General features: G+C 69.3%; 24 protein-coding genes, 1 tRNA gene and 2 pseudogenes. 14 read left to right on the forward strand and 13 right to left on the reverse strand.

The features are described 5' to 3' along the window. Positions 1 to 25: 25 nt before the first annotated feature. Together L0U85_RS07340 and L0U85_RS07345 are read right to left on the reverse strand one after the other, a co-directional pair. Positions 26 to 901 carry a CHAD domain-containing protein gene (locus L0U85_RS07340; RefSeq protein ID WP_241377102.1) on the reverse strand — a complete coding sequence of 292 codons (876 nt, stop codon included), beginning with the start codon at positions 899 to 901 and terminating at the stop codon, positions 26 to 28. Between the two features lie 119 nt (positions 902 to 1,020). After that, positions 1,021 to 2,151 carry a lytic polysaccharide monooxygenase gene (locus tag L0U85_RS07345; protein ID WP_241377103.1) on the reverse strand — a complete coding sequence of 377 codons (1,131 nt, stop codon included), beginning with the start codon at positions 2,149 to 2,151 and terminating at the stop codon, positions 1,021 to 1,023. Between the two features lie 191 nt (positions 2,152 to 2,342). Here L0U85_RS07345 and L0U85_RS07350 point away from each other — a divergent pair, with 191 nt between their 5' ends. Further along, complete coding sequence (locus tag L0U85_RS07350; RefSeq protein ID WP_241377104.1) at positions 2,343 to 2,801, forward strand: peroxiredoxin; 459 nt, start codon at positions 2,343 to 2,345, stop codon at positions 2,799 to 2,801. A gap of 40 nt (positions 2,802 to 2,841) precedes the next feature. Here the strand turns inward: L0U85_RS07350 and L0U85_RS07355 are convergent, their stop codons facing one another. The 3 genes from L0U85_RS07355 to rph form a co-directional block, all read right to left on the reverse strand. Continuing rightward, entirely contained in the window at positions 2,842 to 3,696 is an 855-nt protein-coding gene (locus tag L0U85_RS07355) for an SDR family oxidoreductase (RefSeq protein WP_241377105.1), read from the reverse strand. Between the two features lie 100 nt (positions 3,697 to 3,796). After that, positions 3,797 to 4,381, reverse strand: coding sequence for an RdgB/HAM1 family non-canonical purine NTP pyrophosphatase (gene rdgB / locus L0U85_RS07360; RefSeq protein ID WP_241377106.1), 585 nt, complete (start codon positions 4,379 to 4,381; stop codon positions 3,797 to 3,799). 8 nt (positions 4,382 to 4,389) lie between these two features. Next, on the reverse strand, positions 4,390 to 5,115 hold the full coding sequence (gene rph / locus L0U85_RS07365; RefSeq protein ID WP_241377107.1) for a ribonuclease PH: 726 nt from the start codon (positions 5,113 to 5,115) through the stop codon (positions 4,390 to 4,392). 128 nt (positions 5,116 to 5,243) lie between these two features. On the opposite strand from rph, the gene L0U85_RS07370 reads away from it, so the two are divergent. Beyond that, a tRNA-Leu gene (locus L0U85_RS07370) sits at positions 5,244 to 5,325 on the forward strand. A 193-nt stretch (positions 5,326 to 5,518) separates the two neighbouring features. On the opposite strand, the gene L0U85_RS07375 is transcribed toward L0U85_RS07370, so the two are convergent. Next, positions 5,519 to 6,046, reverse strand: coding sequence for a hypothetical protein (locus tag L0U85_RS07375; protein WP_241377108.1), 528 nt, complete (start codon positions 6,044 to 6,046; stop codon positions 5,519 to 5,521). Between the two features lie 274 nt (positions 6,047 to 6,320). Here L0U85_RS07375 and L0U85_RS07380 point away from each other — a divergent pair, with 274 nt between their 5' ends. Then, positions 6,321 to 6,785 (forward strand): helix-turn-helix domain-containing protein, encoded by a 465-nt coding sequence (locus L0U85_RS07380; RefSeq protein WP_241377109.1) that lies wholly within the window; start codon positions 6,321 to 6,323, stop codon positions 6,783 to 6,785. Positions 6,786 to 6,855: 70 nt separating this feature from the next. Here the strand turns inward: L0U85_RS07380 and L0U85_RS20575 are convergent, their stop codons facing one another. Beyond that, positions 6,856 to 6,978 carry a hypothetical protein gene (locus L0U85_RS20575; RefSeq protein ID WP_277605507.1) on the reverse strand — a complete coding sequence of 41 codons (123 nt, stop codon included), beginning with the start codon at positions 6,976 to 6,978 and terminating at the stop codon, positions 6,856 to 6,858. 130 nt (positions 6,979 to 7,108) lie between these two features. On the opposite strand from L0U85_RS20575, the gene L0U85_RS07385 reads away from it, so the two are divergent. Next, a complete protein-coding gene (locus L0U85_RS07385; protein WP_241377110.1) occupies positions 7,109 to 9,160 on the forward strand; it encodes a beta-galactosidase in 2,052 nt (683 codons plus the stop codon). A gap of 80 nt (positions 9,161 to 9,240) precedes the next feature. Here the strand turns inward: L0U85_RS07385 and L0U85_RS07390 are convergent, their stop codons facing one another. Continuing rightward, on the reverse strand, positions 9,241 to 9,825 hold the full coding sequence (locus tag L0U85_RS07390) for a TetR/AcrR family transcriptional regulator (protein ID WP_241377111.1): 585 nt from the start codon (positions 9,823 to 9,825) through the stop codon (positions 9,241 to 9,243). A gap of 114 nt (positions 9,826 to 9,939) precedes the next feature. Here L0U85_RS07390 and L0U85_RS07395 point away from each other — a divergent pair, with 114 nt between their 5' ends. Then, positions 9,940 to 10,326, forward strand: a complete 387-nt coding sequence (locus L0U85_RS07395) for a DUF1304 domain-containing protein (protein WP_241377112.1) — start codon at positions 9,940 to 9,942, stop codon at positions 10,324 to 10,326. Between the two features lie 60 nt (positions 10,327 to 10,386). Beyond that, positions 10,387 to 11,400, forward strand: coding sequence for an NADP-dependent oxidoreductase (locus L0U85_RS07400; RefSeq protein WP_241377113.1), 1,014 nt, complete (start codon positions 10,387 to 10,389; stop codon positions 11,398 to 11,400). 42 nt (positions 11,401 to 11,442) lie between these two features. On the opposite strand, the pseudogene L0U85_RS21200 reads toward L0U85_RS07400, so the two are convergent. After that, positions 11,443 to 12,663 (reverse strand): annotated as a pseudogene (locus L0U85_RS21200) (SpoIIE family protein phosphatase); the annotation flags it as partial. A gap of 138 nt (positions 12,664 to 12,801) precedes the next feature. Then, a complete protein-coding gene (bcp, locus tag L0U85_RS07410; protein WP_347177379.1) occupies positions 12,802 to 13,272 on the reverse strand; it encodes a thioredoxin-dependent thiol peroxidase in 471 nt (156 codons plus the stop codon). Between the two features lie 201 nt (positions 13,273 to 13,473). On the opposite strand from bcp, the gene L0U85_RS07415 reads away from it, so the two are divergent. The 4 genes from L0U85_RS07415 to L0U85_RS07430 are packed head-to-tail and all read left to right on the forward strand — an operon-like array spanning position 13,474 to position 16,030. Further along, positions 13,474 to 14,175: an energy-coupling factor ABC transporter permease gene (locus tag L0U85_RS07415; protein WP_241377116.1), complete on the forward strand. Its 702-nt coding sequence runs from the start codon at positions 13,474 to 13,476 to the stop codon at positions 14,173 to 14,175. 3 nt (positions 14,176 to 14,178) lie between these two features. Further along, on the forward strand, positions 14,179 to 14,526 hold the full coding sequence (locus tag L0U85_RS07420; RefSeq protein ID WP_241377117.1) for a PDGLE domain-containing protein: 348 nt from the start codon (positions 14,179 to 14,181) through the stop codon (positions 14,524 to 14,526). Then, entirely contained in the window at positions 14,523 to 15,284 is a 762-nt protein-coding gene (cbiQ, locus tag L0U85_RS07425; protein ID WP_241377118.1) for a cobalt ECF transporter T component CbiQ, read from the forward strand. Before L0U85_RS07420 ends, cbiQ begins: the two co-directional genes overlap by 4 nt. Beyond that, positions 15,281 to 16,030, forward strand: coding sequence for an ABC transporter ATP-binding protein (locus tag L0U85_RS07430; protein ID WP_241377119.1), 750 nt, complete (start codon positions 15,281 to 15,283; stop codon positions 16,028 to 16,030). Before cbiQ ends, L0U85_RS07430 begins: the two co-directional genes overlap by 4 nt. Position 16,031: 1 nt before the next feature. Here the strand turns inward: L0U85_RS07430 and L0U85_RS07435 are convergent, their stop codons facing one another. Then, positions 16,032 to 16,757: a thioredoxin domain-containing protein gene (locus tag L0U85_RS07435; RefSeq protein ID WP_241377120.1), complete on the reverse strand. Its 726-nt coding sequence runs from the start codon at positions 16,755 to 16,757 to the stop codon at positions 16,032 to 16,034. A 65-nt stretch (positions 16,758 to 16,822) separates the two neighbouring features. Between L0U85_RS07435 and L0U85_RS07440 the strand changes: the two are divergent. Next, positions 16,823 to 18,058 (forward strand): annotated as a pseudogene (locus L0U85_RS07440) (copper resistance protein CopC); the annotation flags it as partial. Between the two features lie 384 nt (positions 18,059 to 18,442). Here L0U85_RS07440 and L0U85_RS07445 read toward each other — a convergent pair. After that, the gene (locus L0U85_RS07445; RefSeq protein WP_241377149.1) at positions 18,443 to 19,276 is read right to left on the reverse strand and encodes a TatD family hydrolase; all 834 of its coding nucleotides are present in this window, start codon (positions 19,274 to 19,276) and stop codon (positions 18,443 to 18,445) included. Between the two features lie 239 nt (positions 19,277 to 19,515). Between L0U85_RS07445 and L0U85_RS07450 the strand changes: the two genes are divergently transcribed. Further along, entirely contained in the window at positions 19,516 to 20,637 is a 1,122-nt protein-coding gene (locus L0U85_RS07450) for a hypothetical protein (protein WP_241377121.1), read from the forward strand. A gap of 66 nt (positions 20,638 to 20,703) precedes the next feature. Here the strand turns inward: L0U85_RS07450 and metG are convergent, their stop codons facing one another. Then, positions 20,704 to 22,503, reverse strand: a complete 1,800-nt coding sequence (gene metG / locus L0U85_RS07455) for a methionine--tRNA ligase (protein ID WP_347177380.1) — start codon at positions 22,501 to 22,503, stop codon at positions 20,704 to 20,706. A gap of 114 nt (positions 22,504 to 22,617) precedes the next feature. Between metG and L0U85_RS07460 the strand changes: the two genes are divergently transcribed. Next, positions 22,618 to 23,253, forward strand: coding sequence for a hypothetical protein (locus tag L0U85_RS07460; protein WP_241377123.1), 636 nt, complete (start codon positions 22,618 to 22,620; stop codon positions 23,251 to 23,253). Positions 23,254 to 23,423: 170 nt separating this feature from the next. After that, positions 23,424 to 25,586 carry a transglycosylase domain-containing protein gene (locus L0U85_RS07465; RefSeq protein WP_241377124.1) on the forward strand — a complete coding sequence of 721 codons (2,163 nt, stop codon included), beginning with the start codon at positions 23,424 to 23,426 and terminating at the stop codon, positions 25,584 to 25,586. Positions 25,587 to 25,592: the final 6 nt, after the last annotated feature.

The raw sequence follows: 25,592 nt of genomic DNA on the forward strand, positions 1-25,592 counted from the left end.
GCGGGTCGGCGTCGTCAGGTGAAGGTCATAGCCAAAGGTCGATCAGCGCCGCCACGGCCAGGTCGATGTCGTCGCCGAGCTGGCGCAGCTGCTCCTTCTCCAGGTCCGCCAGGCTGCCGGTGAGTTGGTCGGCCCGGTCGGCGCCGGGTAGGCGCAGCAGCCAGTTGCGGGCGATCACCGCGAGCCGGAGCTCGGCGAGCAGGCGCTCCATGTGCGCCACCTGGGTGATCATGTCGGCGGCGGCCCTGCCGAGCGCCGGGCGCACCGCTTCGGCGAGGAAGCGGGCGTCTCGGGCCGCGGCGCGCGTCTCGTCGCGAGCGACGGTCAGGTCGGTGGCGTGGCCGATCTTCGCGTAGGTGTCCAGCAGGTGGGTCTTCGCGTGCGTCAGCACGCCCATGAGTGACGACGCCGGTTTGTCGCCTTCACGGGTGTAGTGCGCGTGGTCGGCGAAGCTCCGCATCTGGGCGAGCAGCGCGGCGACCCAGGCCTGGGTGCTGGTCCGCTCGATATGCCGGTAGGAGGCTTCTTGTTCGGCCTCCAGCGCGGTGTACCAGCGTGGCTGCTCGGCGACGGTCAAGTCGAGCTGGTCGAACCGGTCGGCGAAGTGGACGCGCAGCGCTTCGAGGTCTTCGGTGTGCTTGAGGGCGGCGAGGAGCTGGTCGAGCTGGGGGCCTCCTCGCGGGGTCTGGGTGAACAGGGGCCGGTAGCCGCGCAGCGCGGACCGGATGCGGTGGATGGTCGCTCGGGTGAGGGCGACCGAGCCGGGCTCGTGGCGCTGGGTCCGGGCGATGGCCCGGTTGAGGATTTCGACCTGTTCGCTGACGTAGGCGCGGACGACGACTCCGGCCCGTGTGGACGCCGTCATGGTCTCGGTCCGAGCCGCGGCGGTGGCTGCTGACATGGCTCCTCCCCCTCTCACGGCGCCGCTGGCGAACGTCGTGGAGCGCTGCGTCGTCTGGATCAGTATCGCAGTGCTCCGCGGGGGAGGAGCCGAACTTGATGACTATTCGCTATCCGAGCTCAATCAGGCATGCAGTCGAGTTCGGGCATCGACGACAGCGCGCCGGAGACGTTGAACCCGAAGTTCACCGACTCGCCCGAGGCGATGCTGGCGTTCCAGCCAGACGGCGAGGCCATCTGCATATCGCCCATTGTGGATATCTCGGTGTTCCACGCCTGGGTGATCTCGATGCCCGAGTCGGGCGGCCACAGCCAGTGCACCATCCAGCTCCCCATGTTGGCGTCGCCGGTGTTGGTGACGGTGACCTGGACGGTCGCGCCCGAGTCCCAGCTGCTGACGTCGGCGACTGCGGTGCAGTCCCCGTCGGTGGGGCCGCCGGTCGTCGGCTCGTCGTCGGTGGGCGTCTCGGTCGGCTCGGTGACGCCGCCGTCGTTGCCCGGCAGGTCCGCGCCGGGCCTGATCCCGGTGATCTCGCCGTCGCCGCCGTCGAAGACGACGTCCGAGCAGGCGTAGAAGTTCTCGTTCGAGTCCGAGCGCACCCAGTGGGTGAACACGATGTGGTAGCCGGACTTCTGCGGCAGCGTCAGGGGCGCGTAGTAGTAGTTCTCGTCGGCGCCGGATCCGCCGGACTGCGGCGGGTCCTGGATCGTCGTGAACTGCTCCAGGTCGTCCCAGGCGAGCGGCTCGTCCGGGTTCCAGCCGTCCTTGGTGATGTACAGGTCGAACCTGCCCGGGTGGTGCGCCCAGTTGTTGTAGCGCCATTCGACGGTGTCTCCGGCGGTGACGTGGGTGCGGGGCCAGTCGCCCGGGTCGTTGAACGGCTCGAAGTCGTACGGGCCGTTGCCGCCGCCGTCGCAGAGGCGGCCGTCGGGGATGTACCCGACCGTCTGCCCGGCGCCGTTGGCGTCCAGGTTGCCGAACCAGTTGTAGAACGGCGTCGCGCCGACCTGGTCGAACGCGGATTGGCAGGCTTCGTTGTAAGGATCGAGCGATCCGTTCTCGGTGAGCGCGTCGAAGTAGCAGAAATACTGGCGCGAGCCGGGGAAGACCGTCGCGCCGTGCGCCTCGGACTTCGCCTGGGTGAACACCGTCGACAGGGTCGCGGCAACTGCGGCGGCGATGATGAGCGCCAGGATGGCGACGAGCCTGCGGCGCCTGCTTCGCAGGCCCACGGCTGTGGCTGTGGACATGAGGTACTCCTCTGTCGTACATGGAGCGCTCCCAACCGGCCCTTGCGGGCCTGCGCCTAGTCGTTGTTCTGGTGGTTCGCCTTCAAGACAGATTGCGAAAGGTATTTCGATATTCGACTATATCGATATATAGGGGCTTTGTGCAATCGTCGCGGGCGGCAATCTGCGCTCGCGTGGATACACTGGCTTCCATGGACATCGGCGACATCGCACCTGACTTCACCCTCCCCGACGAGACCGGCGCGGAGCGCAAGCTCACGGACCTGCTGAACGACGGGCCCGTCGTTCTGTTCTTCTACCCCATGGCCATGACCGCCGGATGCACCGCCGAGGCCTGCCACTTTCGCGACCTCGCCGGCGAACTGGGCGAGCTCGGCGCCAGCCCCGTCGGCATCTCCACCGACGACGTCTCGAAGCAGGCCGAGTTCGCCTCCAAGCACTCGCTGGGGTACCCGCTCCTGTCCGACACCGAGGGGGAGGTCGCAGCCGAGTTCGGCGTCAAGCGCAAGATCAGCGCCCTGCCGTCCAAGCGCAAGACCTTCGTCATCGACACCGACCGCAAGGTCATCGGGGTGGCCAAGAGCGAAGTGAAGATGAACGCCCACGCCGACCACGCCCTCGCGGTGCTGCGCGAGCGCAAGAACGCCTAACGGGGCCGACGCCCTTGAGGGCCGGCCCCGTCCGTTCCGACTACATGATCGCGCCGCGCACCACGTCCTGCAGCGACATCGTAGGGCGGCGCAGCAGGTCGACCAGATCCGTCGAGTTCGAATCGAGGTCCCCGCGGGCGACGCCCTCGTCGGCGTCGGCCGCCATCGTCGCCGCCGGCAGTTGCACGCCCGACTGCACCAGCGCCTGCGCATAGGCGTCGGGGTCCATGTTCTGGTAGACCACGTCGGTCCCCGCGACCTTCCCGATCGTCGCGGCCAGCTCCTCGTAGGTGAACGGCTCGTCCCCGCACAGTTCGAAGACCCGGTCCACGCCGTGGTCCTCGGTCAGCAGCACCGCCGCCGCCTCGGCGTAGTCGTTGCGGGTCGCCGCTGCCACCCGGCCCTTCCCGGCCGCGCCGTACAGCGTCCCCGACTCGATGACCTGGTCGAGGTTCTGCGTGTAGTTCTCCATGTACCAGCCGTTGCGCAGGATCAGGAACGGGACGCCGGCCTCGTGGAGGTACCGCTCGGTCCCGATGTGCTCGGTGGCGAGCGCGACCTGCGAGGTGTCGGCGTGCAGCATGCTCGTGTACAGCAGCAGACCCACGTCGGCGTACTTCGCGGCGTCGATGACCGCCTGGTGCTGGGGCAGGCGCCGCCCGACCTCGGAACTCGAGACCAGCAGCAGCTTCTCGACCCCGGCGAGCGCCGGTTGGAGCGTATTGGGCCTGTCGTAGTCGGCGTGGCGCACCTCGACGCCCCGCTTCGTGAGATCGGACGCTCGGTCCGGGTCCCTTACCAGCGCCGCGATCTCTCCGGCCGGGACGCCACGCTCCAGCAGATGTTCGATGACGAGACGGCCGAGATTGCCCGTCGCGCCGGTGACAGCGATCATGTTGCACTCCCCTCAAGCGTGCCCATCGCCCATCGAAACACAGACGGCGGGGCCTGTCAGGGCAAGAGGGAAGTACGCGGCGTGCGGCTCGGCGCGCGTGTCAGATTCTGGTCGCGAGCTCCCGAAACGCCTTGCCGCGGTGTGAGATCGCGTTCTTCTGGTCGGGGCTGAGCTCGGCGCTGGTGACGTCGAGGCCGTCGGGGACGAACAGCGGGTCGTAGCCGAAGCCGCCGCGCCCGCGCGGCTCGCGGGCGATGCGGCCGGGCATCTCGCCGTGGACCACGACCTCCCGGCCGTCGGGCCGGACCAGGGCCGCGGCGCACACGAACTTCGCGCCGCGCCGTTCGTCGTCGAGATCGGCGAGCTGGTCGAGCAGCAGGGCATTGTTCGACTCGTCGTCCTTCGCGCGGCCGGCCCAGCGCGCCGAGAGCACACCGGGCATGCCGTTCAGGGCGTCGACGGCGAGTCCCGAGTCGTCGGCGATCGTGGCCAGCCCGGTGTGCTCGACACCGTCGCGGGCCTTGAGCAGGGCGTTTCCGGCGAACGTCAGCTCGGTCTCGGCCGTCTCGGGGAAGTCGTCGACCGCGTCGAGGCCGACCAGTTCGACCGACGGCGCGGCCTCGGCGAGGATCTGGCGAAGCTCGTCGATCTTGCCCGCGTTGCGGGTGGCCAGGAGGATCTTCACGGCAGCGCCTACGACAGGAGCGTGCGGGCCTGGAGGGTGGCGAGCTCCTTGCAGCCCTTGACGGCCAGGTCGAGGAGCTGGTCGAGCTCGGTGCGGCTGAAGACGGCCTCCTCGCCGGTGCCCTGCACCTCGACGAAGTCGCCCTCGCCGGTGCAGACGACGTTCATGTCGACCGACGCGGCCACGTCCTCCTCGTAAGGCAGGTCCAGGACCGGGACGCCGTTCACGATGCCGACGCTGATGGCCGCGACCGAGGTGGTGAGGATCTTCTCGGGCTTGCGCGCGAGCTTCTGCTCCCGCAGCCAGCCGACCGCGTCGTGCAGCGCGATGTAGGCACCGGTGACCGAGGCGGTGCGCGTGCCGCCGTCGGCCTGGAGGACGTCGCAGTCGAGGGTGATCGTGTTCTCGCCCAACGCCTTGAAATCGACGCAGGCGCGTAGCGAGCGGCCGATGAGGCGCGAGATCTCGTGCGTGCGCCCGCCGATCTTGCCGCGGATGGACTCCCGGTCCGACCGCGAATGGGTCGAACGCGGCAGCATCGAGTACTCCGCGGTGACCCAGCCTTCGCCGCTGCCGCGGCGCCAGCGCGGCACCCCGGGAGTGACCGAGGCGGTGCACAGCACGCGGGTGCGGCCGAACTCGACGAGGACGGAGCCCTCGGGGTGGTCGGTCCAGGAGCGGGTGAAGTTCACGGGGCGCAGCTCGTCGGTCGCGCGCTTGTCGGGTCGAGTCATCTCCACCAGCCTACGGGAACGAACAGGCGTGTGACACACTGGTTGCTGCCCTGAGCGGCAGGCACCGCCGCTCTCCAGGGCGCACGCGCGAGTGGCGACTGTACTTCACTGTTCCGCCACTCGGCTTCGCACGAGTGGCGGAACTGGCAGACGCGCAGGATTTAGGTTCCTGTGCCTTCGGGCGTGGGGGTTCGAGTCCCCCCTCGTGCACTGATTTTCTTAGCCGAACCTCGTGTTGGGCCGCGGAGGTAACTGACGCGGGATGTCGGTGACGTCAGACGTCACCGACATCCCGCGTCAGTTATGAGGTCGTTGAGGGCGTGGCCGTGATGGTGGGTGGCCACCCAGTCCATGTCGGCTTCGGTGATCTCGCCATCGGAGTGGACTCGATTCCGCGGTCGGGTCAGCCCTTCCACCTCTTTATGACGGCCAGTTGGCGGCGGGGGCCGGGCCAGACTTGTATCCGGAGCCTCTCCATGGTTTCCCCGTTGTCGTCCGAAAGGTGCGCCGCTTGGGCGGCCTTTCGCAAGTTCCAGCGAGAGGTGCGGACGCGGACCCATCCCGGTTCGACTGGTATGCGGTGCGCTTCGGGAAAGTAGTCGGTGCAGCCGAGAACCACGAGTCTGCCTGACGCTGCTTTGACGCTGGCCTCTACCACGTTGTCGAACTGATCGGCGTCGAGTCCGGGTGCTCGGGTATGGAGTTCGACGGTGACGGCCACGGTCACGTTGACCTCTGTACCGATGGCGAGAGCATCAGCTCCGACGGCGACTGAGTTCTGCATGGCTGTTGCAGTCCAAAGATCGCCGAAATCTGCCTCGGTGTTTTCGTCCAGCAGGTGAATCTGGTGGTAGTCGGCGAATAGCTCGAGCTGAATTTGCGACGTCAGGCTGGGATAAGGGCCGTTGTCGGAAGCCGCACCGAGGGTCATCTGATCACCGTACCGAGCCGGTTCAACAGCGCTGTGAGCTGGGGCGAAGGGTTCAGGTAGGTGGTTTCTTATCAGGGCCCGGCAGGCGGCTGCCGGGTTTCTTGTTGTGAGGGCGGGTTTTCACCGCCTGCGGCCGGAACCGCGTCCGGCGGACTTCGCCGTCACCAAAGAGCTTGGCGCCTATCGCAACCTGAGTGAACGATGGATCGATTGGACGAACGTGGTCGCCGCCTGTGGGGCGCTGGCCGAGCAGATCGCGAGAGGAGATGAGTAGATGGCACTGCGGTTTCGCAACCTGAACGTCTCACCGGACGACCCGGTGGAGCGGTGGCCGGTCGAGGCGGTCCAGACCGCGATGGAGCGGGGCTCGCTGCGGGACTGGCGGCGGCTGATCGAGGTGATCGACCGCGATCCCTGGGGCAAGACTGCCCGCCAGGTCGAGCATGTCTTGAGCTACAGCCGCCCTTACGGCGTCGCCAACCTGATGGAGCGAGTGCTGCAGAGCGCCAGAACCAGGGCCGAACGCGCCGAACGCCAAGCCGTGGCCGGCAAGATCAGACGGGCCATCGCCGACTCGGGTCTGACACGCGCCGAATTCGCCTCGCACATCGGGACCTCGGTCTCGCGCCTGTCGACCTACGCCACCGGCAAGGTCGCGCCGTCCGCTGCGCTCATGGTGCGCATTGAGCGCGTCGCCGCTGAGGCGACTCGTCAGAAAGCCACGAAACCAGGGCCGTGACCTGGGGTTACGGGTTCAGATGATTCTTATCCGAACCCGGCAGGAACTCCTGCCGGGTTCGGTGCTTCGGTCACCAGTCCTGTTCGAAGGTGATTTCTCCGTCTTGTGGTTGTCCGTTGTCGATGATGAGCATGTCGCTGAGGAAGCAGGTCACCGCGTCGGCTGAGAGTTCGAAATCGGTTCTCAGGGTCATCGGTTCGGCTGGGAGCGAGGCGCTCGGGTTCTGGGACGGGGCGGGACGGATCCGGACTTGACAAACGGCCGCATCAACCTAGGATGTTTATCGGTAAAGTCAGTGCTGTCGACCTAAGGAAGTAATCCTCGTGAGCCGGAGAATCGTCCGCCATGCGCCCATCGTCAAGGGCGTCCCTCACCTCCTGCACGGCGGGGACTACAACCCCGACCAGTGGATCAAGTGGAAGGGCACCGTCTGGAAGGAAGACATGCGCCTCGCCCGGCTCGCCGGGGTCAACACTTTGTCGGTCGGCATCTTCGCCTGGGCCGCGCTCGAGCCCGAAGAAGGCCGATACGAGTTCGGATGGCTCGACGAGATCATGGACCTCATGGCCGAGAACGACATCACCGCCGTGCTCGCCACTCCCACCGGCGCACGCCCCGGCTGGATGAGTCACCGGTACCCCGAGGTCCTGCGCGTGAACGGCGACCGCACCAGGAACCGCCACGGCGGGCGCCACAACCACTGCCTTACCTCCCCGGTGTACCGCGAGAAGACCTTGTCGATCAATACGGCGCTGGCCGAGCGCTATCGTGAGCACCCGGCCCTCGGCGTCTGGCACCTCTCCAACGAGTACGGCGGCGAATGCCACTGCGACCTGTGCCAGGAGCGGTTCCGCGCGTTCCTCCAGGACAAGTACGGCTCGCTCGACGCACTGAACGAAGCCTGGTGGACGGCCTTCTGGGCCAAGACCTACGGCGACTGGTCCCACATCGAGTCCCCGAGCGCCCAGGGCCGCGGCGAACAGGACATCCACGGCCTGCGCCTGGACTGGATGCGGTTCACCACCGAGCAGTTCGTCGACTTCTACCTCCACGAGGCCGCGCCGCTCAAGGAGATCACTCCCGAACTGCCCTGCACGACCAACCTCATGGGCACCTACCCTGGCATCGACTACTACCGGCTCGCCCAGGTGCTCGACGTGGTCTCGTGGGACTCATACCCGCAGTGGAGCGGCACGGAGCGGGACGCGCGCACCGGCGCCGAGGCCTCTTTCAACCACGACCTGACGCGCAGCCTCAAAGGCAAGCCGTTCATGCTCATGGAATCCTCCCCGTCGGCCACCAACTGGCGGCCGGTCGCCAAGCTCCACCGGCCCGGCGTCCATGCGCTCCAGTCGATTCAGGCCGTCGCCCACGGCGCGGACTCCGTGCAGTACTTCCAGTTCCGCAAGGGCCGCGGCGGTTCCGAGAAGTTCCACGGCGCGATCGTGGACCACGAGGGCTCCGAGAACACGCGGGTCTTCCGCGATGTGGCCGACGTCGGCGAGCGCCTCGCCGGGCTCGACGCGGTCGTGGGCACCACGACTCCCGCGGACGTCGCCCTGGTCTACGACTGGCACAACCGCTGGGCCCTGGACGACATGAAGGGCCTGCTCCAGTCGAAGACCGGATACCCGCGCACGGTGGTCGACCACTACCGGGCGTTCTGGGAGCAGGGCGTGCCCGTCGACGTCGTCGACGGCTCGCTCATCGCCGCGCCGGGCGAGCTGGACCAGTACAAGGTCCTGGTCGCCCCGATGCTCTACATGCTGCGGCCCGGCGTTGCCGAGGCCGTGAACGCGTTCGTCGAGCGCGGCGGCACCTTCGTCGCCACCTACGCCTCCGGCTATGTCGACGAGAACGATCGCACGTTCCTCGGCGGCTTCCCCGGGCCGCTCCGGGACACGCTCGGCGTCTGGGCCGAGGAGATCGACGCCCTCTACGAGGACGACCGGAACGCGATCGTGTGGGACGGCAAGGAGTACGAGGCGTTCGAGCTTTGCGAGCTGATCCATGCCGAGGGCGCAGAGGTCCTCGGCGCCTACGGCGCCGACTTCTACGCCGGCCGCCCCGCGGTCACCGTGAACCGCCGCGGCGAAGGCAAGGCGTACTTCATCGCCGCCCGCACCGGCGCGGACTTCCTCGACGACTTCTACCGAAAGTTGATCGACGAGTCCGGCGTCGAGCGGGCGCTCGACGCCGACCTGCCCGCGGGCGTGACCGCGCAGGTCCGCAGCGACGGCGTCACCGACCACGTGTTCGTGCTCAACTTCAACCCGACGGGGGCGGTCGTCGACCTCGACGGCGAGCCGCTGGAGCTCGGTCCGTACGGGACCGCGATCCTGGAGCGGCCCCGCAAGGACGGCGGCGAGGCCTGAGCGCGAGCTTCACCAGCGAGGTCGCTCCCAGCGGAACGTTCCGCGTGAGCATCACTCGCTGAACCGGACCGACACCTCGGCTAATCGGCGGCGGCGATCAGATCGAGGGCCGCGTCGAGGCTGCGCAGGGCGCCGGCGTTGTCCACCCGGGTCAGGGCGAAGGCCGAGACGACGAGGCCGGTGCAGGCGTCTGCGAGCCTGTCCCGCCGGTCGTCCGGGAGGTCGGGGAGGTGGGCGCGGAGGCCGACGGCGATGGCGTGGTGCAGCTCGGCGCGGTAGTCGGCGACGGTCTTGCGCACGGTCTGGTCGTGGGCGATGGGCGCGCCCGCGGTGTTGACGAGCAGGCACCCGTTCTCGGACGCGAAGGAGCCCGCCCGCTCCAGCGCACCGCGCAGGCCGCGCAGATAGTCGAGGATCGCGTCGGGCTCGACCCGCTCGGCCGTGAGGGGCCGCAGACGCGGGCGGACGACCTCGTCGAGGTAGCTCCCCACGGCCGCGTCGAACAGGCCTCTCTTGCTGCCGAAGGCGTGGTAGATGCTCGACCGGCGCAGCCCCGTGGCCGCCTCCAGTGCGGGGATCGAGGCGTCCTCGTACCCGTGCGCCCAGAACACCGCGCGGGCGGCGCGGACGGCCTCAGCGGTGTCGAACGTCTGCACTCGCCCCATGTCCGAGCCCCCCATTTTGAAAAACGATCGTTCCAGTATATAGTTTTGGAACGATCATTTCAATAAGGTCGGTGCCGCGGGAGCCGATCCCCGCCCGACAGGGAAGAGGTTTCCATGGTCATCGCAGGTCTAGTGCTCGTCGGGGTGGCGGCGCTCGTGCATGTCTTCATCTTCTATCTGGAGTCGTTCGCCTGGACGAGCGAGCGGGCGCTCTCGACGTTCCGCCTGACCGCCGCCGAAGCCGAGGCGACCCAGGGCCTGGCATTCAACCAGGGCTTCTACAACCTGTTCCTCGCGATCGTCGCCGCCGCCGGCATCGGGTGCACCGCCGCGGGCCAGACCGCGGTGGGGGCGGCGCTCGTGTTCGCCGGCGCCGGCTCGATGGCCGCCGCGGCGATCGTCCTCGGCCTGTCCGACCCGACTAGGCGCGGTGCGGCCCTCAAACAGGGGCTGATCCCGCTGCTGGGCGTGATCGCGCTCGCCATCGGCCTGGCGCTCTAGGCCGCACAGCCGTCCATTCGCGTCAACGGGGCCCACGAGGCCCGAAGGAGCATCGTCAGCATGTCGCAAGCAGTCAGCACGCAGGTCCAGCTCGTCCGCCGCCCGCACGGTTGGCCTGCCCACGAGGACTTCCGGATCGAGAAGGTCGCCTACGGCGAGCTCGAACCGGGCCAGGTGCGGGTCGCCAACGAATTCATCTCGGTCGACCCGTACATGCGCGGGCGGATGAACGACGCCAGCAGCTACGTCGCACCGTACGCGCTCGGCGAGACGATGACCGGCGGAGCCGTAGGACGGGTGGTCGAATCCGCTTCCGATGAGCTGCCGGTCGGCAGCGTCGTGCTGCACCAGCACGGCTGGCGCGACCTCGTCCAGGAAGACGCCTCGGCCTTCCGCGCCGTGCCGGAACTGCCCGGCGTGCCGCTGTCGCTGTATCTGGGGATTCTCGGCATGACCGGACTGACCGGCTACGTGGGCCTCACCGCGATAGCCGGCGTGCAGGGCGGTGAGACGGTCTTCGTCTCCGGCGCCGCCGGAGCCGTCGGGACCGCCGCGGGCCAGATCGCGAAGCTGCTCGGCGCAGAACGCGTCATCGGCTCGGCCGGTTCACCGGAGAAGGTGGCGCTCCTGACCGACAAGTACGGCTACGACGCGGCCTTCGACTACAAGGACGCGCCGGTGCGCGAGCAGCTCCCGACGCTCGCCCCCGACGGGGTGGACATCTTCTTCGACAACGTCGGCGGCGACCACCTCGAGGCCGCGCTCGACGTCATGAACGAGGGGGGCCGCATCGCCCTGTGCGGCGCGATCGCCGTCTACAACGCCACCGAGAAGACTCCCGGGCCGGACAACCTCGTCAACGTCATCACCCGGAGTCTCCGCCTTCAGGGCTTCACCCTCGGCGGGTACCTCCACCTCGCACCTGAGTTCAACCAGCGCATGACCGAGTGGTTCACCGCCGGGAGGATCGCCTACGACGAGACCGTCGTCGACGGCATCGACCACGCCGTCGACGCCTTCCTCGACATGATGCGCGGGGCGAACACCGGCAAGATGGTCGTCCGCACCGCATAGACGGGACGCGGCCCGCGGGTCAGGGAATATGGGGACAGGTAACAGTCGGACGATGATCAGGGCGATGTCGTCGCGCGCGCCGCCCGCCACTCCGAGGTCGGCCAGGACTTCATCGGCCAGGCGTTCGGGGCTGTGGGTGCTGTGACGGCTCAACGCCTCGCCCAGACGGTTCAGCCCCGCGTCGATGTCCTCCCCTCGACGCTCGATCAGCCCGTCGGTATAGAGCACGAGCGTGTCGCCGTTGGAATAGGACTGCCCGGCCTGGGAGCACGGAACGTTCTGGGGGCGGGCGCCGAGCGGCGGGTCGACGGCCTTGTCCAGCTGTTCCCAGCCTCCTTCCGGATGCACCAGGAACGGGGGCGGGTGCCCTGAACTGCTGTAGATGATCAGGTGGCTGGGAGGATCCACCATCGCCTTGACGGCCGTGGTGTTCGACGCGCCCTCGACCGATCGGGCGTACAGGCCCAGGACCTCCAGCGCGTGCCCTGGCCGCTCCAGGGCGCGGATCGCGGCGCTCAGCGCGCTGCGCAGCATGCCCATCACCGCGGCCGCCTCCAGGCCGTGGCCGACCACGTCGCCGACCGCCACCGCGAAGCGGCCGCCCGGCAGGTCGACCAAGTCGTACCAGTCGCCGCACACGTTCAGTGACCCGGTGGCGGGCAGATAGCGCACCGCGACGTTGTCGTGGTGGCCCAGGTCCGGTGACTGGAGCATGGCCTCCTGCAAGGTGAGGGCCACCTGGCGCTCGCGCGTGTGGGCCAGCCGCAGCTCCTCGTTGACGTGTTGCAGCTCGCGGGCCCGCGCGTAGAGCTCGGCCTGCAATGCCGCACGCTCGGGAGACCTGTCGCCGGAGCTGTGGGATCGGACGAACTCGGTCACGTTCTCCACTCGGTGGATGATCCATTCGACCGTGCCGTCCGGGCCGACGATCGGCGTGTTGATAGGCGACCACCAGCGCTCCTCGAACACCCCGGGCCTGCCCATGACGGGGATGTCGTACTTCTGCAGGGCCATCGTGTCGGGCTCCCGAAAGAGCAGGACCCGGTGCAGCGACGCGTTCAGGTTCCGTACCCCGTCGGCCTCGGGGTCGGCCGCATTCTCCGGGAAAGCGTCGAAGAGGTGCCGCCCGAGCAGATCCTCCCTCGTGCGGCCGGTAGAGTTCAGATAGGCCTGGTTCACCCCTGCGATCACCAGGTCCGGACCCAGCACCAGAAACGGGCTCGGAGCCGCCTCGAACAACGCGGCGTAATCCAGGTCCGCCATCTCCGACCGCCTCTGCGCCCTGTGCGCGACCTCGCGAACACACCCTTCAAGGGTCACGCTACACCCGCATGCGGAGGCGAAGCGGCAGGACGAGAATGCACCGTCGGCGGCGATCCGGGCGCGTCGCGGCGGCGGCCGCTAGTCCAGGCCGAGCTGCTTCTTCAGGCGGGCGACGTGGCCGGTGGCCTTCACGTTGTACTGCGCCAACTCGATCTCGCCGTCCTCGTCGATGACGAACGTCGAGCGGATCACGCCCTGCACGGTCCGGCCGTAGTTCTTCTTCTCGCCGTACGCCCCGTACTCCTCGAGCACCTTGTGCTCGGGGTCGGACAGCAGCGGGAAGGTCAGGCCGTCGCGCTCGACGAACTTCGCGAGGCCCTCGGTCTCGTCCGGGCTGATCCCCAGCACCGCGTAGCCGGCGGCCTGCAGACTCGCGAGGCTGTCGCGGAAGTCGCAGGCCTCCTTCGTGCAGCCGGGGGTCATCGCGCGCGGATACGCGTAGAGGACCACCTTGCGGCCCCGGAGGCTAGACAGGGTCACCATGTCACCGGTGTCGGTGGCAAGCGTGAAATCAGGTGCTGCGTCACCAGGCTGAAGTCGTACATTCACAGCACGGAAGACTACCGTCCGTACCTGACAATCGCCTGGGAGCTCGCTCGACGAAACCTGCACGGCCCCGCCTTGACGAGACGCACCTCATTATTGCAAGATTATTGCAATAGCCCAAAGGCGGGTTGTTGATTCCACCTGTCGGCGTCCTGCAACCAGCACGGCGCCGACGGCCACCCCGGTTGAAAGGCGGCCACGTCAATGCCCGACCTCGCCCTGCACATCCCCAACGGGATCATCGGCATCCCGACCTCGCTGGCGTTCGGCCTCGCCGCCGCGCTGGCCGTCGGCGCGTGCGTCGCGGCGGCCCGGCGCGGCCTCGACGAACGGCTCGTCCCGCTGGCCGGGCTCGCCACGGCGTTCATCTTCGCCGCCCAGATGCTCAACTTCCCCGTCGCAGCCGGCGTCTCGGGGCACCTGCTCGGCGGGGCGCTCGCCGCCGCGTTGCTCGGACCGGGGCTGGGGGTGCTGTGCGTGACCGTCGTGATCGGCGTGCAGGCGCTGCTGTTCGCCGACGGCGGCGTCTCGGCCCTGGGCCTGAACGTCGTCAACATGGCCGTCATCTCGACCTTCGCCGCCTACGGAGTGATCGCCTTGGCCCTCAAACTCCTCGGGCGCACCCGCGTCGGACTCACGGTCGCCGTGTTCGCCGCCTCCGTGGTCAGCGTCGTCGCCGCCGCGGCCGGTTTCCTCGTCGAGTTCTGGATCGGCGGCGAGCCGATCGGTCAGTCCTTCGGCGCCGTGGCCGCCGCCATCGGATCCGTCCACGTCCTCATCGGAATCGGCGAAGGCGTCATCACCGCCGCGGCCGTCGTCGCAGTGGCCCTCGCCCGCCCCGACCTCGTCTACGCCCTCAAAGGCGCCCGGATCGCCGAACCCGCCGCCGTCAAGGAGATCGCCTAGCCCATGAAGACCTCAAGGTTCGTACTCATCGGCGCGCTGGTCGCCCTCGTCCTGGCCGGCGGTGTCGCACTGTTCGCCTCCTCCTCACCCGACGGGCTCGAATCAGTCATGCTCGACGGCTGCGAGACCGGTGCCGACGGCGAGATCTCCGGCGGCGCCTGCACCGCCCAGAAGGCCGGCGAGCACGAGATCGGCGGGCCCCTCGCCGACTACGGCATGTCGTTCGTGGGCTCAGAGACCCTCGGCGGCTCGCTCGCCGGAATCGTCGGCGTCCTCCTCGTACTCGGCATAGCCACCGGCCTGTTCCGGCTCCTCGCGCGCGGGCCGGGTCCGAGAAACGGGGAAGCGTGAGTGCCGCCGAAGGCCTTTACCGGCCCGGAACCTCGCCGCTGCACCGCCTCGCCCCGCAGACGAAACTCGTGGCACTCGTGGCGCTGACGTTCGCGGTCGTAGCCACCCCGCGCGAAGCGATGTGGGCCTTCGGGGTCTACGCACTGCTCCTGGCGTCCCTGTTCGCCCTCGCGCGCGTCCCGGCCGGCTGGATCGCCTCCAGAAGCCTGGTCGAGACGCCCTTCCTGCTGCTGGCGTTCGCCTTCCCCTTCCTGTCCGGCGGCGAGACCCTCCAGTGGGGATTCCTTGAACTCTCGGTCGAAGGCCTATGGGCCGGATGGAACCTCATCGCCAAGGCCACCCTCGGCGTGTGGGCCGCACTGCTGCTGGCCGCCACCACCCCCGTCGCCGACCTCCTCGCCGGGCTCTCGCGGCTGCGCTGCCCCGAGATCCTCCTCCAGATCACCGCGTTCGCCATCCGCTACGCGCACCTGACCGTCGCCGAGCTCGCCCAGATGCGCCGCGCCCGCCTCGCCCGATGCGACGACCCGAGGTTCCTGTGGCAGGCCGGTGCGCTCGCCCGCGGCCTCGGCGTGGTGTTCATCCGGTCCTTCGAACGCGGCGAACGCGTCTGGCAGGCCATGGCCGCCCGCGGCTACACCGGGCGGCTCCCACTCGACGTCAGCCCCGCCGGCGCGAGCGTCGCCCAATGGGGCGCCGCCATGGCCGCGCCCGCGATCGCCGCGAGCGTCGCCCTCTGGACGGCGGTCGGCGCATGACCGCGTTGCAGGTGACCGGGCTGCGGCACGTCTACCCCGACGGGCACCGCGCCCTCGACGGCGTCGACCTCGACGTCCGAGCCGGTGAACGCGTCGCCGTCCTGGGCCCCAACGGGGCCGGGAAGACCACACTCATGCTCCACCTCGTCGGGCTCCTCGACGCCACCGAAGGCTCCGTCGCCGTCGGCGATCTCGAAGTCGCCAAGCAGACCCTCCCCGAGATCAGGCGCCGGGTCGGCATCGTCTTCCAAAGCCCCGACGACCAGTTGTTCATGCCCACCGTCGCCGCCGACGTCGGCTTCGGCCCGGCCAACCTCGGCCTCAAAGGGCCCGAGCTCGACGCCCGCGTGGAGGCCGCGCTCGCCGACGTCGGACTCACCGACCTCGCCGGCCGGCCCCCGCACCACCTCTCGGTCGGGCAGCAGCGGCGCGCGGCCCTCGCAGGAGTCCTAGCCATGCGTCCCGAGATCGTCGTCCTCGACGAGCCGAGCGCGAACCTCGACCCCGCCAGCCGGCGCGAACTCGCATCGATCCTGCGCGCCACCGCCCCGACGCTGCTCCTGGTCACCCACGACCTGCCGTACGCGCTGCAGCTGTGCGAACGGGCCGTCGTCCTCGACGCCGGCCGCATCGTCGCCGACGCGCCGACCGCCGAGATCCTCGCCGATGCCGCCCTGCTGGAGCGGCACCGGCTCGAACTGCCGTTCGGATTCTCGCTGGAGGCCGCGCTGGCCTCCAGGCCGTGAATCAAGAGGCGTTCGCGATCGCCGCCTCGACGTTCACCGAGAAGTTCGCGGGCTCGACGACCTCGCCGTTGACCTTCGCCGTCGGCGTGCCCGAGACGCCCTGGTCGCCGGTGGCCGACTCGGTTCCGGCCTGCACCCAGCCCTTGTAGGTCGCGTCGTCGACGCACTGCTCCCAGTCGGCGCCGAGCCCCGTGTCCGAGCCGATCTCCTTCAGCTCCGCGTCCGTCAGGCCCGGCGTGTTCTCGGCCGGCTGGTTCTCGTACAGCGCCAGGGTGTAGTCCAGGTACTCCTGCTCGCCGACGTCAGCTGCGCACACGGCCGCCGCGGCGGCCCTGGTGGAGTACTCGGTGCCCTGGCTGAGCCGGTCGAGGATCGCGATCGGGTGGTAGAAGACGGTCACCTCGTCCTCGTCCGTCCACGACTGGATGTCCTCGGCGTAGGCCGACTCGAACTGGTTGCACGCCGGGCACAGGTAGTCGATGTAGATGTCGACCTGGGTGGGCCCCGACCCGACCTGCACCGCGTAGTCGTCGGAGGTGGCCGCCCCCGGGTCGTTGACCTCGTACTCCGGCTCTCGGTTCAACCAGATGCCGATGCCCAGGAGGCCTCCGATGAGGACGATCGCTCCGCCGATCGCGACCCCGAACACGATCCTCTTGCGCCTGGCCTCCGCCGCCTGCCGCCTCCGCAGTGCCTCAGCGGCCTGCTTGCGATCCGACTTTCCCATGCCTTCCAGTGCCTCTCTCAAACCGTCGGTCGATCGCGAGGCGGATTCGAGTAGTCTCAGCGGCGATGTCACGCCTGCACCCTGTTCGCCTCGCCTGGCTGTTCCTCGCAGCGGTCGCTGCCGTCGCGCTCTGGGCCTCGCCGGCCAACGCGCACGCCCTCGCCACTGGGACCGACCCCGCCTCTGACGCCGTCCTCGACACCCCACCGGCCGAAGTCGTCGTCGAGTTCAACGAGCCAGTCACCCCTGTAGACGCGGCCACCGGAGTCGTGGCTCCCGATGGTGACCGATCCGACACCGGCATCGCCGAGTCGGACGACCCCGCCGTCGTCGTCATCGGCCTCGACGCCGACCAGCAGGGCACCTACCTCGTCGGCTACCGCGTCGTCTCCGACGACGGCCACCCCGTCTCCGGCACGTTCACGTTCTCCGTCGGCACTGAGACCGAACCGCCCAGCGCCGCAGCGCTCGCCGCCGAGACCGACCCGCTCGTCCAAGGGCTCCTGTACGCCGACCGCGGCGCCGGCTACGCCGGGCTCGCACTCGCCCTCGGCGCCGGGGTCCTGCTCGCCGCAGGGGCCCGGCCGCGCCACTTCGGCGCCCGCCTGGTCGCCGTCGGCCTCAGCACCGTCGCCGTCTGCGCCGTCGCCGGCATCGTCCTCCAGGCCGCCTACGAGTCCGGCACGACCCTGTCCGGACTGGACGCGATCGCACTGCAGGCGGCAACCGAATCGAGCATCGGCCTCGCCGCGCTGCTGCGCCTGCTCACGGTGCTCCTGGCGCTGCCGCTGCTGCGCCTGCTCGTCACCACCGACCAACCAGGCAGGCCCGTGCTCGCCGGGCTCGCCGCCGTCGGTCTCGCGCTCGCGGCCACCTGGCCGCTCGCCGGGCACCCCATGGCCACCGAGCCCGTCCCCGTCGCCTTCACCGTCGACGGCATCCACACCGCCGCAGCGCTCACCTGGGCCGGCGGCGTCGCGACCCTGCTCGTCCTCGCGATCAGACGCGACGGCGAGGTGCCCGATCGCACGCGCCGGCTCTGGGTCGCGCTCGTGCCGTGGCTCATGGCGAGCCTCGTAGTCGCCGGGCTCGCCGGGGCCCTGCTCCACATCGACTCGATCGAGGCGCTCACCGACACCGCGTACGGGCGCCTCGTCGCCCTCAAGGCCGGCATCCTCATCGCCATCGTCGCCGTCGGACTCGGCACCCGCAAGGCGTTGCTGCGCGGCGCGGAGGGCCGCAAGGCGCTGCGGCGCCTCGCCGGCGCCGAGGTCGGTCTCGCCGCGGCGGTCCTCGCAGCCGTGGTCGTGCTCGTGCAGGCCGTCCCGGCGAAGACCGCGCTGCTGGAGACCGGGACGAACACGATCGAGTCCAGCGAAGTCGCCGGGCTCGTCACCACCGACCTGTACTCGGGCCAAGTGGTGCTCGAACCGGGCCGTCCGGGACCGAACTCGGTGCGGATCCTCGTCTGGGAGCTCGACGGCGACCCGTTCGAGGCCGTCGAATGGGAGGCCGCCTGGGGACTCGAGGGCGCCGAGCCGGACACGCTGCGGCTCATCGAGCTGCGCACCGGGATCCTCGGCGGCGAGATAAGCCTGCCCGAGACGGGCCGGTACGTCTTCACGGTCACCCTCACCGACGCCGAAGGGCGCGCCGAGACGGCCGAGGCGGTCGTCGACGTGTCGTTACCACTCGCCGAAGGCCGCCCGGGTGTTCTCGGCGAGTTGGGCGCACCACTTCTCCAGATCGCGGTCGAGGTGGGCGGCGAGGAAACGCGCGGTGTAGTTCGTCAGGGCCGGGTGGTTGCGGTGGCCGCGGACCGGCATCGGCGCCATGAACGGCGCGTCGGTCTCGACCAGGACGAGCTCTGCGGGGGCGACGGCGACGGCCCCGCGCAGCGCCTCGGCGTTCTTGAACGTCACGTTCCCCGCGAAGCTCATGTGGAAGCCGCGCCGGGCGCACTCGTTGGCGAACGCGAAGTCTCCCGAGAAGCAGTGCAGGACCACTCGGTCCGGCGCGCCCTCCTCGTCCAGGATGGACAGGACGTCGGCATGGGCGTCGCGGTCGTGGATGACCAGTGCCTTGCCGCGGCGCTTCGCGATCTCGATGTGGGCGCGGAAGGAAGCCTGCTGCGCGTCGCGGCCGCTCTCGTCGGTGCGGAAGTAGTCCAGCCCGGTCTCGCCTAGCGCCGCGACGCGGCTTTGCCCGGCGATCTCGTCGATCGCTGCGAGCGCGCCGTCCAGGTCGGCCAGGAGCGGGGCCTCGTTGGGGTGGAGCGCGGCGGCGGCCAGGACCCGCCCGTCGGTCTCGGCGAGGGCGGCGGCCCACCGGGAGGAGGCGACGTCGGTGCCGACCTGGACGAGGTTCGCGACCCCGACCGCGGCGGCCTGGTCGATGATCTCGCGGACCTCCTCACCGCCGGGCTCGGGGGTGACCGCCTCGTCGGCGGGGTAGCCGGAGCCGACGATGTCGAGGTGGGTGTGGCTGTCGGCGATCGGGGCCGGGAGCGGTTCGGGCATGGGTGCCGGATCGGTTCTGTACACGCCTCAACGATGCCACGGCGCCCCGCCCGAAACGTCCGCACCCGGGCCTCGCCCCAGCTAGACGCCCGATATGCCTTCGACGTAATATCAAATTCACTTTTCTGACATATGAATCTGACGGCAAGAGCCTATGTTGGCGAGCAGTCGTATACGGGCTGCGTCACACCCTGCCCGACCAGTCTCCTCCCCGTTTCCAGCGTCGAATCGAGCCGCCCATGACACGTGACCTCGCGTCCCGTCGAAACCGAGCCGCGGCACTTCAGCAGCGCCGTCCGGCAGCCGCCGCCGAACCACCCCAGCAGATCCGGCTCGTGACCGTCGAGTGGCACGGCGAGAAGTACCCGGCCGCGCCGTTCGAGGACGGGGCCGCGTGGGAACTGTTCTCGGCGCTCCCGCGCCCCGACTTCATCCCCAACCCACGCCCCGGCACCGACTATCCGCACCGCTGGTTCGTGCACGCCAACGAGGTGCTGCGCGACGGCGTGCCGGTCAGCGTCGGCGACGACCGGTCCATGATGGTGCCGCTGGCGCCCGGCCTCGACCTGGAGTACGTGCGCCGCCTGTCCCAGACCCCGCATCTCGACCCGGCCGCGCGAGTGCTGCTCAACCGGGTGCGGCAGTCGTCGCCGCTGGTCGAGGGCGAGCTCATGGAGCGTCCGATGACCGCCTCCCAGGTCGCGCGACTGTTGGAGACCGCGGCCGTCCCCGGCGGGTTCTGCTACCGAAGGAGGGACGTCGCCTACCTGCGCACCCCGGCATCGCGCAGCATCCTCGGAGGAGAGACCGAGGTGGGGGACCGGTGGGTCTTCGCGCTGCGCTGGCCTGTGGCCGACCCGGCCGACTACCACGCGCCGGTCGCCCCCGACTACGAAGGACTGTCCTCCATGCCGTCCTCCGACCGGCGCGGCATGCCGGTGCTGGGCACGGGATTCGCGCTGACCGGGGGGCACCTGCTGCCCGAGTACGTCACCGCGGACCTGGTCGACCTGCCGCTGCCCGAAGGGGCGAAGCTGGTCGCCCACGCGACCGACGGGGTCGAGAGCGAGCTGTTCGTCTACTCGGGCCAGCAGTGGACGCCGTCGACCGCGGACCGGAGCGTCGACGTCCCGGGCGTCGAGATCGGCAGACCCCGGACGGTGCGCAGGATCCTCCGGGAGGCGACGAGGGTCGTCTGGAAGGGCGAGTCCGGCTCGCTGGTCGACGCCGACGAGGAGTGGGGCCGTTTCCGCCTCTCCAGGCCGAGCCCGGACGCGCTGTCGCGCACCGGCGCCGAGGCCGTCAGGCGCGGCGTCTACGAGAAATGGGTCGCCCGCGCCGAGATCACCAATCCCGAGTGACCACGCGGGTCGCAACTTGAAACGGTCTCGTGCCAGCGCAGGCACGAGACCGTTCGCGTTCGGCGTCTAAGCGTTCAGCCGCTCGATCTCCTCATCCACGATCGACGGATCGAGCTTGGTGAAGATCGGTACGGGCTTCTCCAGCGGCGTGCCCGCTCGGACCGGCACCGACTCCCACCTCGGGACGTCCGAGTAGTCGCCGGTCAGGATCGGGTACGTGCCGTCGGTCGCCCCGCCCTCGTCGAGGTCGGTGACCTCCTCGATGCGCGGCATCGGCGCGAACACGCCCTCGCCGCCGAGCAGCTCGTACACCTGCTGCGACGAGTGCGGCAGGAACGGGCTCATGATCGTCTTCAGGTCGTTCACGGCCTGGAGGACCGTGTGCAGGACGGTGCCCTGCCGCTTCGGGTCCTCCTTGAGCTTCCACGGCGCCGTGTCCGCCAGGTACTTGTTTGCCGCCGCTACCGTCTTCATCGCCTCGCCGATCGCCGCGCGCACCTTGTTCGCGCCGATGAGGTCCCCGACGGTGTCGAACGCCTCCCGCGTCGCCGCGAGCAGCTCCGCGTCGACCTCCTCCAGCTCACCGGCCTCGGGGATCGCCCCGAAGTTCTTCGCGGCCATCGCGACCGAGCGGTTCACCAGGTTGCCCCAGCCCGCCACCAGCTCGTCGTTGTTGCGGCGCAGGAACTCCGCCCACGTGAAGTCCGAGTCCTGGTTCTCCGGGCCCGCCGCGCAGATGTAGTAGCGCAGCGCGTCGGCCGAGTACCGCTCCAGGAAGTCGCGCACATAGATGACCACTCGCCGCGACGAGGAGAACTGCTTGCCCTCCATCGTCAGGAACTCCGAGGAGACCACCTCCGTCGGCAGGTCGAGCCTCCCGAGCGAGCCCGGCTCGCCGCCGGCAGCGCCCTCGCCGTTGTTGCCCAGCAGCATCGCCGGCCAGATCTCGGAGTGGAAGACGATGTTGTCCTTGCCCATGAAGTAGTACGAGACCGCGTCCGGGTTCGACCACCACTGCTTCCACTTCTCGGGCTCGCCGAGTCGCCTCGCCCACTCGACCGAGGCCGACAGGTAGCCGATGACCGCGTCGAACCACACGTACAGGCGCTTGTCGGGCCGGTCCGCCCAGCCTTCGAGCGGGATCGGCACGCCCCAGTCCAGGTCCCGCGAGATCGGGCGCGGTCGGAGGTCGTCAAGCAGGTTCTTGGTGAACCGGACGACGTTCGTGCGCCAACCCGTCCGCGTGTCCAGCCACGCGTTCAACGCGTCGGCGAACGCCGGCAGGTCGAGGAAGAAGTGGTCCTCCTCCACGAACTTCGGAGTCTCCCCGTTGATCCGCGACTTCGGGTCGACCAGGTCGGTCGGGTCGAGCTGGCGGCCGCAGTCGTCGCACTGGTCGCCCCTCGCCGAGGTGAAGCCGCAGTGCGGGCACGTGCCCTCGATGTAGCGGTCCGGCAGCGTCCGGCCCGTCGACGGGCTGATCGCCCCGAGCGTCTTCTTCTGCAGGATGTAGCCGTTGTCGTAGAGCGTCGTGAACAGCTCCTGGACGGTCTTGTAATGGTTGCCGGTCGTCGTGCGCGTGAACAGGTCGTACGACAGGCCCAGCGCGTCGAGGTCCTCCACGATGACCCGGTTGTACTTCGCCGCGGCCTCACCGGGCTTGAGGCCCTCCTGGTCGGCCTGCACCAGGATCGGCGTCCCGTGCTCGTCGGTGCCCGACACCATGAGCACCTCGTGACCGCGCATGCGCATGTAGCGGGCGAAGACGTCGGCGGGAACCCCGAAACCTGCTACATGTCCGATGTGGCGGGGGCCGTTGGCATAAGGCCAGGCCAGCGCGGTCAATACGTGAGTCATGCGCCCCATGATAGAGGCCCCTGGGCGGCGGCCTCACAGCTCGGGGGCCCGGCCGCGTCCACCGACACGGCGAGTCTTCCGCGATTCCGCCTGCGAGCGCGGTTTCGGTGATGCAATACCCGTATGTCCAGAACACACCGCGCGGCCGAACCGGGGGCCCACCTCGCCGCCCAGCGGAGCCCCGTCGGCTCCCAGACCGAAGGCATGGAGGCGATCCGCGCGGTGTGGGAACGGGCCGCCGACACCGAGCGGCGCCGCGCCAGACCCGGGCCCGTCCGCCGCCGCGAGCCCAAGCGCCTCGCCCCGGCGCTCACCGGCACCCTCGTCTGCGCCTGCCTGCTCATGTTCTTCGCCTGGGTCGGCGCCCCCGCCCTGTGGATGACCATGGGCCACAGCCAGTCAGGGACCGTCACCGTCACCTCCTGCGCCGGCGGCTTCGCGCCCGGCTGCACGGGACTGTTCGAGACCGGCTCGTGGTCCAAGGAACTGCGCCTGACCGGCGCCGTCACCGAAGCCGACGTGGGCGCCGAACTCGCCGCCCGCGCCACCGGCCCCGACACCTCCAGCGCCTATGTCGGCGGCGGCGCCGGGCTTGTGCTGCGCTGGGCGCCCGCCGCGGTCCTGTACATGTGCAGCGGGTTCGCGCTCGTCGCCGCCAGCGGCGCCGCCCGCCTCTACGAGGGCCGCGGCGCCGCGATCGGCCTGTGCTGGGCCGCCACGGGCGGGGTCTGGGCCGCCGCGATGGCGTTCGCGTGGTGAGAGACCGCCCCCTGTAACCGCGCCCACCGTCCAGGGCCTGCCCCCGATCCCCACGCCTGGCCCGACGTAGAGTGAGACCCGCCCTCGGTTCATCGCCTCCATGCCGCCAGACGGCGCGCCCAAGTGAATTGACCGTACTTCCCTGCTTGTAGGGCTCCTCGGGAGACAGCGTGAGTGCATCTTCGAAACCGGTGGCGCAGACCTGGTTCGGACCCATCACCATCGTGCAGCGGCGCGCCATGTTCGCGCTCGTGCCGGTGGCCGTCGCGTTCGGTCTCGTCGTCGCCTTGACGTTCCTGCCGCTCGCAAGCGCGTTCGGCGGTGCCGCCAAGGTCGGATCCGAGTCCGTCCTCGAACTCCCCGACGACCTCGTCCTGCCGCCGGCCCCCGAATCGTCGACGTTGTACGCCAACGACGGCGAGACCGTCATCTCGACCTTCGGCGACCAGTACCGCGTGCAGCTCGAGTACGACCAGATCCCCGACTCGGTGAAAGAGGCGCTCGTCGCCACCGAGGACTCGAACTTCTACGAGCACAACGGCGTCGACCCCGAAGGCGTCATGCGCGCCCTGGTCACCAACATCTCCTCCGGCGACACCTCCGAGGGCGCCTCCACCATCACCATGCAGTACGTGCGCCAGGTGCTGTCCTACACCGCGACCAGCCCCGAGGAGGTCGCCGCCGCGTCGGAGGTGACCCTCGACCGCAAGGTCCAGGAGATTGGCTACGCGCTGGCACTGGAGGAGGAGATGCCGAAGGAGGACATCCTCACCAACTACCTCAACACCGTCTACTTCGGCCATGGGGCGTACGGGATCGGCGCGGCCGCGCAGGTCTACTACGGGAAGGTTCCCGCCGAGCTCACGGTCGCGGAGTCGGCGATGCTCGTGGGCCTGGTGCAGTCGCCGAGCGCCTACGACCCCATCGCCGGTTCCTCCGAGGCGGCGACCGCCCGCCGAAACCATGTGATCAACCGGATGGTCCAGGTCGGCTTCCTCACGGCCGCTGAGGGCGAGGAGGCCAAGGCCGAGGAGCTGAACCTGAACCCGCAGGAGGCCAACAACACCTCCGGTGGCGCCATCGACTCGAAGTACGGCTTCTTCGTCGACTACTTCGAGCAGTGGTGGGAGCAGCAGGAGGACTTCGGCGACTCGGCCGACGAGCGCAAGGCGCGGCTCTACCGCGGCGGGTACGAGATCGTCTCGACGCTCGACGTCGAGTTGCAGGAGGCCGCCGAGGACGCGGTCGAGAAGCAGTTGAAGACCGGTTCGGAGTTCGCGCTCGGCTCGGTCGTGGTCGAGGCGGGGACGGGCGCTGTCCAGGTCATGGCCGTCAACCGCACCTACTCCAACGACATCTCCGACAACGGCCCCAACACCTCCGGCGACGGCAAGGGCACCTACCCGAACACGACCAACCCGCTGCTGACCGGGAGTGCGTCCTCGCCCGGGTACCAGGCCGGCTCGTCGTTCAAGATGTTCACCATGCTCGCCGCCCTCGAAGCGGGGATGCCGCTGTCGACGACGATCTCCTCGCCGTACCAGTACACGTCCAAGTACGTCGTCGGCGACGGCGAAGCCTCCTGCGGGAACTACTGGTGTCCCAGGAACGCTGCCAAGTCCGAGGTCGGCAACTACAACATGTGGACCGGTTTCGGCGAATCGGTGAACACCTATTTCGTTCAACTGGTGGAAAGGGTCGGCGCCGACAAGGCCATCGAGATGTCCAAGCGCCTCGGCCTGGAGTACCACAACGCCCAGGACCTCAGCCTCACCAGCGGTGACCGGGCCGAGACGTTCGGGCCGTTCACCCTCGGCGTCACCCAGAACACGCCGATGGAGATGGCCGCCGCCTACGCCGCGCTCCCCGCTGACGGCCTCTTCTGCGAACCGATCCCGGTGACCTCCGCGGTCACCAGCACCGGAAGCACGATCGCGTTCGAGACCGCCTGCAAGCAGGCCGTCGAACCCGAGGTGGCCCGCGCCGCCGTCGACGCCGCCCGCTGCCCCACCGGCTACGGCGCCGCCACCGGCAAGTGCACGTGGGGCACGGCCGAGGGGGTCGGAGAGACGGTCAAGGGCCCGGTCGCCGGCAAGACCGGCACGACCGACGAGAACTCCACGAACTGGTTCGTCGGCTTCACGCCGAACGCCGCCGCCTCGGCGTTCGTCGCCGATCCCGACGGCCCGAACAACTTCGTCGGCCGCTCCAATCTGGGCAAGCCCGCCAACGCGGTCGGCGACATCCTCGCGGCCCAGTGGGAGCTCAACGGAGAGGGCGACTTCATACCACCGTCCGAACTGGTGAACTTACGGGTACGTTACGTGCCCTAGACTCAC

The organism is Glycomyces sp. L485 (assembly GCF_022548875.1).
GTDB lineage: Bacteria > Actinomycetota > Actinomycetes > Mycobacteriales > Micromonosporaceae > Glycomyces.

What these genes read in the sequence shown, in the direction of transcription:
- L0U85_RS07350 (WP_241377104.1), top strand. Translation starts at nt 2,343, where the DNA reads ATGGACATCGGCGACATCGCACCTGACTTCACCCTCCCCGACGAGACC.
- L0U85_RS07460 (WP_241377123.1), top strand. Translation starts at nt 22,618, where the DNA reads ATGTCCAGAACACACCGCGCGGCCGAACCGGGGGCCCACCTCGCCGCC.
- L0U85_RS07395 (WP_241377112.1), top strand. Translation starts at nt 9,940, where the DNA reads ATGGTCATCGCAGGTCTAGTGCTCGTCGGGGTGGCGGCGCTCGTGCAT.
- L0U85_RS07450 (WP_241377121.1), top strand. Translation starts at nt 19,516, where the DNA reads ATGACACGTGACCTCGCGTCCCGTCGAAACCGAGCCGCGGCACTTCAG.
- L0U85_RS07390 (WP_241377111.1), bottom strand. Translation starts at nt 9,825, where the DNA reads ATGGGGCGAGTGCAGACGTTCGACACCGCTGAGGCCGTCCGCGCCGCC.
- L0U85_RS07340 (WP_241377102.1), bottom strand. Translation starts at nt 901, where the DNA reads ATGTCAGCAGCCACCGCCGCGGCTCGGACCGAGACCATGACGGCGTCC.
- L0U85_RS07400 (WP_241377113.1), top strand. Translation starts at nt 10,387, where the DNA reads ATGTCGCAAGCAGTCAGCACGCAGGTCCAGCTCGTCCGCCGCCCGCAC.
- L0U85_RS07375 (WP_241377108.1), bottom strand. Translation starts at nt 6,046, where the DNA reads ATGACCCTCGGTGCGGCTTCCGACAACGGCCCTTATCCCAGCCTGACG.
- L0U85_RS07420 (WP_241377117.1), top strand. Translation starts at nt 14,179, where the DNA reads ATGAAGACCTCAAGGTTCGTACTCATCGGCGCGCTGGTCGCCCTCGTC.
- L0U85_RS07430 (WP_241377119.1), top strand. Translation starts at nt 15,281, where the DNA reads ATGACCGCGTTGCAGGTGACCGGGCTGCGGCACGTCTACCCCGACGGG.
- L0U85_RS07380 (WP_241377109.1), top strand. Translation starts at nt 6,321, where the DNA reads ATGGCACTGCGGTTTCGCAACCTGAACGTCTCACCGGACGACCCGGTG.
- L0U85_RS07445 (WP_241377149.1), bottom strand. Translation starts at nt 19,276, where the DNA reads ATGCCCGAACCGCTCCCGGCCCCGATCGCCGACAGCCACACCCACCTC.
- metG (WP_347177380.1), bottom strand. Translation starts at nt 22,503, where the DNA reads ATGGGGCGCATGACTCACGTATTGACCGCGCTGGCCTGGCCTTATGCC.
- L0U85_RS20575 (WP_277605507.1), bottom strand. Translation starts at nt 6,978, where the DNA reads ATGACCCTGAGAACCGATTTCGAACTCTCAGCCGACGCGGTGACCTGC.
- L0U85_RS07345 (WP_241377103.1), bottom strand. Translation starts at nt 2,151, where the DNA reads ATGTCCACAGCCACAGCCGTGGGCCTGCGAAGCAGGCGCCGCAGGCTC.
- L0U85_RS07435 (WP_241377120.1), bottom strand. Translation starts at nt 16,757, where the DNA reads ATGGGAAAGTCGGATCGCAAGCAGGCCGCTGAGGCACTGCGGAGGCGG.
- L0U85_RS07415 (WP_241377116.1), top strand. Translation starts at nt 13,474, where the DNA reads ATGCCCGACCTCGCCCTGCACATCCCCAACGGGATCATCGGCATCCCG.
- rph (WP_241377107.1), bottom strand. Translation starts at nt 5,115, where the DNA reads ATGACTCGACCCGACAAGCGCGCGACCGACGAGCTGCGCCCCGTGAAC.
- L0U85_RS07355 (WP_241377105.1), bottom strand. Translation starts at nt 3,696, where the DNA reads ATGATCGCTGTCACCGGCGCGACGGGCAATCTCGGCCGTCTCGTCATC.